This is a genomic window from Sphingopyxis sp. RIFCSPHIGHO2_12_FULL_65_19 (assembly GCF_001830555.1).
Lineage (GTDB): Bacteria > Pseudomonadota > Alphaproteobacteria > Sphingomonadales > Sphingomonadaceae > Sphingopyxis.
In genome coordinates this window covers 1-6,679 of sequence record NZ_MIAM01000052.1, presented here as the reverse complement: position 1 = coordinate 6,679, position 6,679 = coordinate 1, and the positions used below count along the sequence as shown (strand labels likewise).

Annotated in this window: 5 protein-coding genes and 1 pseudogene; 3 read left to right on the top strand and 3 right to left on the bottom strand. The window is 65.4% G+C overall.

Annotated features, from left to right (window positions below; all coding sequences use genetic code 11):
* From A3E77_RS14860 to A3E77_RS14850, 3 genes and pseudogenes are all read right to left on the bottom strand, one after another.
* Positions 1 to 779, bottom strand: a pseudogene (locus tag A3E77_RS14860) (alpha-2-macroglobulin); the annotation flags it as partial.
* Positions 780 to 1,084: 305 nt separating this feature from the next.
* Entirely contained in the window at positions 1,085 to 1,462 is a 378-nt protein-coding gene (locus A3E77_RS14855; RefSeq protein WP_293647309.1) for a histidine triad nucleotide-binding protein, read from the bottom strand.
* An 11-nt stretch (positions 1,463 to 1,473) separates the two neighbouring features.
* The gene (locus A3E77_RS14850) at positions 1,474 to 1,806 is read right to left on the bottom strand and encodes a phosphoribosyl-ATP diphosphatase (RefSeq protein WP_293647307.1); all 333 of its coding nucleotides are present in this window, start codon (positions 1,804 to 1,806) and stop codon (positions 1,474 to 1,476) included.
* Positions 1,807 to 1,977: 171 nt separating this feature from the next.
* On the opposite strand from A3E77_RS14850, the gene A3E77_RS14845 reads away from it, so the two are divergent.
* From A3E77_RS14845 to A3E77_RS14835, 3 genes are all read left to right on the top strand, one after another.
* Positions 1,978 to 5,052: a TonB-dependent receptor plug domain-containing protein gene (locus A3E77_RS14845; RefSeq protein ID WP_293647305.1), complete on the top strand. Its 3,075-nt coding sequence runs from the start codon at positions 1,978 to 1,980 to the stop codon at positions 5,050 to 5,052.
* Between the two features lie 149 nt (positions 5,053 to 5,201).
* Complete coding sequence (gene ung / locus A3E77_RS14840) at positions 5,202 to 5,930, top strand: uracil-DNA glycosylase (protein ID WP_293647303.1); 729 nt, start codon at positions 5,202 to 5,204, stop codon at positions 5,928 to 5,930.
* A partial coding sequence (locus tag A3E77_RS14835) for a sulfite exporter TauE/SafE family protein (protein WP_293647301.1) occupies positions 5,927 to 6,679 on the top strand: 753 nt, incomplete at its 3' end. The genes ung and A3E77_RS14835, both read left to right, overlap by 4 nt.

The window sequence follows — 6,679 nt, the reverse complement described above, 5'->3', positions numbered from 1 at the left end:
CGCGCGTCCCAGACGAGCGCCATTTCGCGCCCCGGGGGCAGCGGGCGGCGGCATTTGACCGCAACGATGCGGTCGAGCGCGGCCTCGCGGTCGGCGCCCGCGGCGGGCAGCCGCTGCGGCAGTCCGGCGTCGTAAGTGAAGGACTGGCGCGACCAATTATTGTCGCCGAGCCCGGTCAGGATTTCGGTCGCGGTGGCGCGGGGCAGGACGTCGAGCGGGATCTTCTCGCCGATGCCATCGACCGCGCAATAGCCGTAGCGGGCGACCGAGGCGCGGTCGGCGGCGACGTTGGTGGCGACGAGGAAGACCTGATCCTCTTCGATATCGCCTCCCATACCGCCCGCGAGCACGGCGCGCGCCGAGGGGCCGCCGGTGTCGAGCGCGAAGCGGCTATTGCCCGCGACCGATACGCCGCGCGCGGTTTTCAGTCCATCGCGAAGCTCGACATGACAGGCGAGCCCGCCGGGGAGCGGTTTGTCGAATTCGAGCACCCAGGTGCGGGTGTCGACCCAGCGGCCGGTCGCAGGCAGCTTGCAGTCGTTGGTCGCCGGCGCGGGCGCACGCGGATCGCCGAGCGGGACCATGTCCTCGGAAAAGCGCAGGGTGAAGCGCGTGATCGTGCCGTCGCCGGTGCCGCTGCTGCCGGGCGTGGCGAGCGTGACCTGCGGGACGGTGTCGGCGGTCGCGGTCGCGGCCATCGCGAGGGTGAGGGGCAGGATCAGCGCCAGTTTCGCCTTGCCGGCCCATCGCGTCGTCAGCCCGCGCCATCCCTTGCCCATCGCCCAACTCCCCGCTTCGGTCCAACTTCTATCCTGCTGGAAACAGGGGACAGAGTCCACCCGCTGCCGCGCATCGGGCAGGGTTATTGGCGGATAGCGAAAATGCTGTGACGCGGGTCACATATCTCCCCCCCTTGAAGGGGGGTTAGCGAAACTTGCCAGCTTGCTGGCTAGTTGCAGCGGAGGGGGAGTGGTGCCGGCATCAAGCGACAATGCGCGGGTGTGCCGTCACCCCCATCCAACTCCGTCTAGTCGGCGCGCGACAAGGCTCCGTATCCTTCCCCCATCAAGGGGAAGATAACAAGCTACCGCGCGAGCATCGGGCCGAGCTTTTGTCCCGCAAAGATATGGACGTGAAGGTGCGGGATTTCCTGATGGCTGTCGAGGCCGACATTGGCGAGCAGGCGATAGCCCGGCGCGACAAGGCCTTGGTCCCGCGCGACGAGGCCCACCGCGCGGACGAACCCCGCGATTTCGGCGTCGCTGCCGCGCTCCGAAAAATCATCCCAGCTGACATAGGCGCCCTTGGGGATCACGAGGATGTGCAGCGGCGCCTGCGGGTTGATGTCGTGGAAGGCGAGCGCATATTCGTCCTCATAAACGGTTTTCGATAGCAACTCGCCGCGCAGGATGCGCGCGAAGATGTTGCTGTCGTCATAGGGAAGCGTCGCGTCGATCGGCATGGGGAGGGCTCCTATTGGGGGCGGCTGGCCTTTTCGATGTGACCGGAGGTGCCGTGGCGACGGTCGAGTTCGGCGGCGATCATGTCCCATGTCAGCCCGCGCGCCGCGAGCAGGATCGACAAGTGGAAGACAAGGTCGCTTGCCTCGCCGATCAGGGCGGGGTCATCCTCGCTCACCGCGGCGATCACCGCCTCGACCGCTTCCTCGCCCAGTTTCTGGGCGATCTTTCCGCGACCTTTCGCGGCGAGGCTGGCGACATAGGAGGCGTCGGCCGCGCCCGCCGAAAGCCGGTCGTGGATCACCGCCTCCAGCCGTCCCAGCGTGTCGCCCATTGCCTTGCTCATCCGCGCGATCCTTTCCGGTCGTTTGCCAGTGTGCCTAGCCGCGACATGCGGCCGCGACAAGCGGGTGGGGGGCGGCAGAAAATTACCGCTACGTAAACCATATGGAAACGCGGACGGCTTAGGTTGCGCGGTGCCGGGGGGCGAGATCAACTTTAAAATCGGACGAAGATTATGAAATTGGGCACCAACCCCCAGGTGTTTCTGGCCGCCACGGCCTCGCTGATCGCGCTGACCGCTGCCCCGGCGGCGGCGCAAAATGGTGACGAGATTGTTGTCACCGGATCGCGGATCGCGAAAAGCGAGTTTACCAGCGCCGACCCGATCCAGATCATCGACCCCGAAAGCGCCAAATTGCAGGGGCAGGTCCAACTCGCCGACGTGCTGCAATCGGCGCCCGCGGCGCAAGGATCGATCCAGATCACGTCGGCGATTTCCAACCGCTTCGTCGCCAATGGCGGCAATGATGTGCAGACGGTGTCGCTGCGCGGACTCGGCGCCGAGCGGACGCTGGTGCTGATCAACGGGCGCCGCGCGGGTCCCGCGGGCATCCGCGGTTCGGTCGCGCCGTTCGACCTGAATGTGCTGCCTCTGTCGGTGGTGCGCCAGGTCGAAATACTCAAGACCGGCGCCTCGTCGATCTATGGTTCGGATGCGGTGGCGGGGGTGGTCAACATCCTGACCCGCAACGACCTCGACGGTCTTGAAGGCGGCGGTTTTTCGTCGATCACCGAACATGGCGGCGGCGAAAGCTATGGCGTCGATGCGAGCTTCGGCAAGACATTCGATCGCGGTCATTTTTTCGCGACGGTCGACTATTTCCGCCAGCAGAACCTCACCCGCCGTGACCGCGGCTTCCTGTTCTGCTCGGAAGAATATCTGAAGCGCGAAGCCGACGGCAGCCGCGCCGACATCGTCGATTTCCGCACCGGGCGCCCGGCGTGCAGCAGCACATTGGGCAATGCGATCACCTTCAGCGACTTTTCGGGGGTCGATCAGGACGGTTTCCCGACTTTTGGTCCCGGACTGATCGCGCCGAACGGGCAGGCGATCTTTGCGGGACAATATGGCGGTGAATTCGCAGGCGTCGGCATCCCGATCAACACGTACAACCCGATCGGCGTATTCGGGCCCGACGATTTCTTCGGGGTCAATTTCGACGGGCCATCGACCGGCGCGCTCAACCAGTTCGAGCCCGCCGAGCAGGATATGGACGTGTTTTCAGGGGTAAGCCGGCTCAGTGCCTTTGCCGAGGGCGCTTACGACGTCACAGACAGTGTCACGCTGTACGGCGAGGCGCTGTTCAGCAATCGCAAATCGCACAACAACGGCTTCCAGCTGGTGACGCTCGAACAATTCACCGGCGCGTCGATGCTGCCCTTCGTCCTGTGCGATCCGACGGCGTTCAACTGCGATCCCAATGATATGGGCGACCCGTTCAATGCCGAGTTCGGCGGGAACATCATCCTGCGCCCGCGCGTGCTGGTGAAATCGGAAAGCCGCACCGACGTCGATTATTATCGCGGCGTGCTGGGGCTGCGCGGAGACTTTGGCGGAGGGTGGAAATGGGACGTCCACGGCCAGCACAGCCGGTCGGACGCCCGCTATACGCAGGATGTCATCTATCGGGACGCGATCGCGTCGCAGACGCTGCGGACGCGCTCGTGCGTGGGCACGGCGACCGCGATCCGCGGCGCCGATTGTATCGACATCGACTTTACCGATCCGCGCGTACTGCGCGGCGATTTCACGCCTGAAGAGCGCGCGTTCCTGATGGGGCGCGAGACGGGCCGGACGCTGTTCAAGCAGACGTCGGCCGAAGCGTTGCTGACGGGCAAGCTGTTCACCCTTCCCGCGGGGGCGGTCAGCGCGGCGTTCGGCGCGAACATCCGCCGCGACGAGATCGACGACACGCCCGGCGAGGCGACGCTGGCGGGCAACGTTGCCAATTTCACGACATCGGGGATCACCGCGGGACGCACCGTGTCCAAGGAAGCCTTTGGCGAGGTCGAGGTGCCGCTGCTCGAAGGCGTGCCGATGATCGAGCGGCTGACGCTGTCGGGCGCGGCGCGCTATACCCATGTCGAGGCGACGCGCGGCGACGGCGCGCGCGACACGTTCAGCGATACGACGTGGAAAGTGGGGGCCGACTGGGCGGTCACCGACTGGCTACGCTTTCGCGGCACCTGGGGCACATCGTTTCGCGCACCCGCGCTGTTTGAATTGTTCCTCAACGACCAGACGGGCTTTTTGGGCCAGCAAGATATTGATCCGTGCATCCAGACCGCTGCGCGGCTTGCGACGGGTGCGATCAGCCAACGCGTTTTCGACGCGTGCGCCGCCGACGGCATCGCGCCCGACTTCGTCGGCGGTTTCGCCCCTGCGACGATCGTGTCGGGCGGCGGCATCGGCCAGCTTGAACCCGAAACCTCGACCGCGAAAACATTCTCGGTCATCCTGACGCCCAATCTGTCGGGTGCGCTATGGGGCGGGCTGAGGACGCGGCTTGCGGTCGATTATTTCGACATCGAGGTGAAGGACCAGATCACGCTGCTCGGTGCGGGTAATATCCTGCGCGGCTGCTATGATTCCGACGTTGCCGACGAACCGCTGTGCGGCCTGTTCACGCGCGCGGCAAGCGGGCCGGATGCGCAGAGCGTTACCAGCGTCACCGACCGCTATGTCAACATCAGCCGCCAGCGCAATCGCGGCATCGACCTGTCGCTCGCGATCGATCAGGACCTGGGCAATCTGGGCGCGCTGGCGTTTCGCGCGCAGATGACCTGGCAGGTCGAAGACAAGGTCGCGCTATTCCCCGGCACCGAGGTCGATGACAATGGCAAGATCGGCAACCCGAAATGGGTCGGCGATTTCAACCTCGGTTGGACGAAGGGCGGCTGGACCTTGTTTTATGGGATGGACGTCACGGGCGCGGCGTCGAACGAGGAAGATTTGCTGCGCGCGCAGGGCGGCGATGCGTGCCGCACCTCGGCTTTCCGTCCCGGCGGGCGGTTTTGCCCCGATGTGAGCGTGTCCGCGACCTTTTATCATTCGCTGTCGCTGAGCCGCGACGTCGCCGAGCGTTTCCGCATTACGCTGGGCGTCGCCAACCTGTTCGATACGCCGCCGCCGCGCGTGTCGACCGTCGTGGCCGCGACGCCGCTGGTGATCGGGCAGGCGCCCGCGTTCGGGACGCAATATGACTATCTGGGCCGGCGGTTCTTCCTGAGCGTGCGCGGAAAGATCTAGCGGCGACGGTTTTGGGGTGGGGAGCTGCCATTAGTTCCTCCCTGTGGCGCAGCCATGGGGAGGATCTTATGTCCGCTTTCGCTCGCTAGCCGCCATTCGCAGAACTCCAGCACTGGACAAGTCCGCGTCGCTCTGGTGAAGCGCGCGGCATGGCCGAGGTCAAACTGCATCGCGACTGGCTCGCACGCATTGGCGGCGAGTTTGAGCAGCCCTATATGGCGGCGCTCAAGGCGTTTCTGAGTGCCGAGCGCGACAAGGGCAAGGTGATCCATCCGCGCCCGCGCGACTGGTTCGCGGCATTGGATGCGACGCCGCCGCAGGATGTGCGCGTCGTGATCCTTGGCCAGGACCCTTATCACGGGCCGGGACAGGCGCACGGGCTTTGCTTTTCGGTGCAGCCGGGGGTTCGCACCCCGCCGAGCCTCGTCAATATCTATAAGGAAATGCAAAGCGACCTTGGCATCGCGCGCGCGTCGCACGGCTATCTGGGGCATTGGGCGCAGCAGGGCGTGCTCTTGCTCAACAATTGCCTGACGGTCGAAAGCGGCATGGCTGCGTCGCATCAAGGCAAGGGGTGGGAGAGGTTTACCGACGCGGTCGTCGCGGCGGTTGCGGCCGACCCGGTGCCCAAGGTCTTCATTCTGTGGGGCAGTCATGCGCAGAAGAAGGCGGCGAATGTCTTGGGCCTGAAGGATGGCGGTATGGGAGCTGGAAGCCCGCACCTGATCCTGCGTGCGCCGCACCCCTCGCCATTATCGGCGCACAATGGCTTTTTCGGGTCGCGGCCGTTCAGCCAGGCGAACGCGTTTCTTGAGGCGCATGGCCGCGGCACGATCGACTGGAAGTTGCCCGAAACGGCTGGCATCGCCGCCGCATGAGCCTGCTCGCCGATCCGCTGACATTGCTCGTGCTCGCGATTGCGGTGATCCTGCTTGGGCTGGCGAAAGGCGGATTGTCAGGGGTTGGGGCGCTGGCGACGCCGCTTGTCGCGCTGGTCTTGCCGCCGACGATCGCCGCGGCGCTGCTGCTTCCGATCCTGATCGTGCAGGACGTCATCAGCGTCTGGTCGTTTCGCAAGACGTGGGATGGCTGGATTATCGGCTGGATGCTGCCGGGCGCCGCGGCCGGGATCGCCGCAGGCTATTTTTATGCCGAGCGCGTCGATGAGGCCAAGCTGATGGCGGCTTTGGGCGCGATCACGCTGGCGTTCGGCCTTTATCGCCTGTGGGTCGAGCGCGGCGGGCGCGTCGTGGCCGCGTCGACCTCGCCCGGCTGGGTCGGCAGCCTCTTCGGCGTGGCGACGGGCTTCACGAGCCAGATCGCGCATGCCGGCGGCCCGCCGTTCCAGATGTGGGTGACGCCCCGCCGTCTGCCGCACCTCGTCTTCGTCGGCACGAGTTCGATCCTGTTTGCGGCGATCAACTGGATGAAGGTGCCCGCCTATATCGCGCTCGGCGCCTTTCCGGACGAGGTGCTGGTCGCCGCCGTTCTGCTGATGCCGCTCGCGATCGGCTCGACCTTGCTGACCGTGCGCTGGTTGAAGCGGATCGACGGCGCGCGCTTCTATGTCCTGATCTATTTGTTGATGGTCCTGCTCGGCGCCAAGCTGGTGTGGGACGGGCTGGCG

Excerpts from the sequence above, each read along its gene's own strand:
- A3E77_RS14845 (WP_293647305.1), top strand. The coding sequence starts at position 1,978 with ATGAAATTGGGCACCAACCCCCAGGTGTTTCTGGCCGCCACGGCCTCG.
- A3E77_RS14855 (WP_293647309.1), bottom strand. The coding sequence starts at position 1,462 with ATGCCGATCGACGCGACGCTTCCCTATGACGACAGCAACATCTTCGCG.
- ung (WP_293647303.1), top strand. The coding sequence starts at position 5,202 with ATGGCCGAGGTCAAACTGCATCGCGACTGGCTCGCACGCATTGGCGGC.
- A3E77_RS14850 (WP_293647307.1), bottom strand. The coding sequence starts at position 1,806 with ATGAGCAAGGCAATGGGCGACACGCTGGGACGGCTGGAGGCGGTGATC.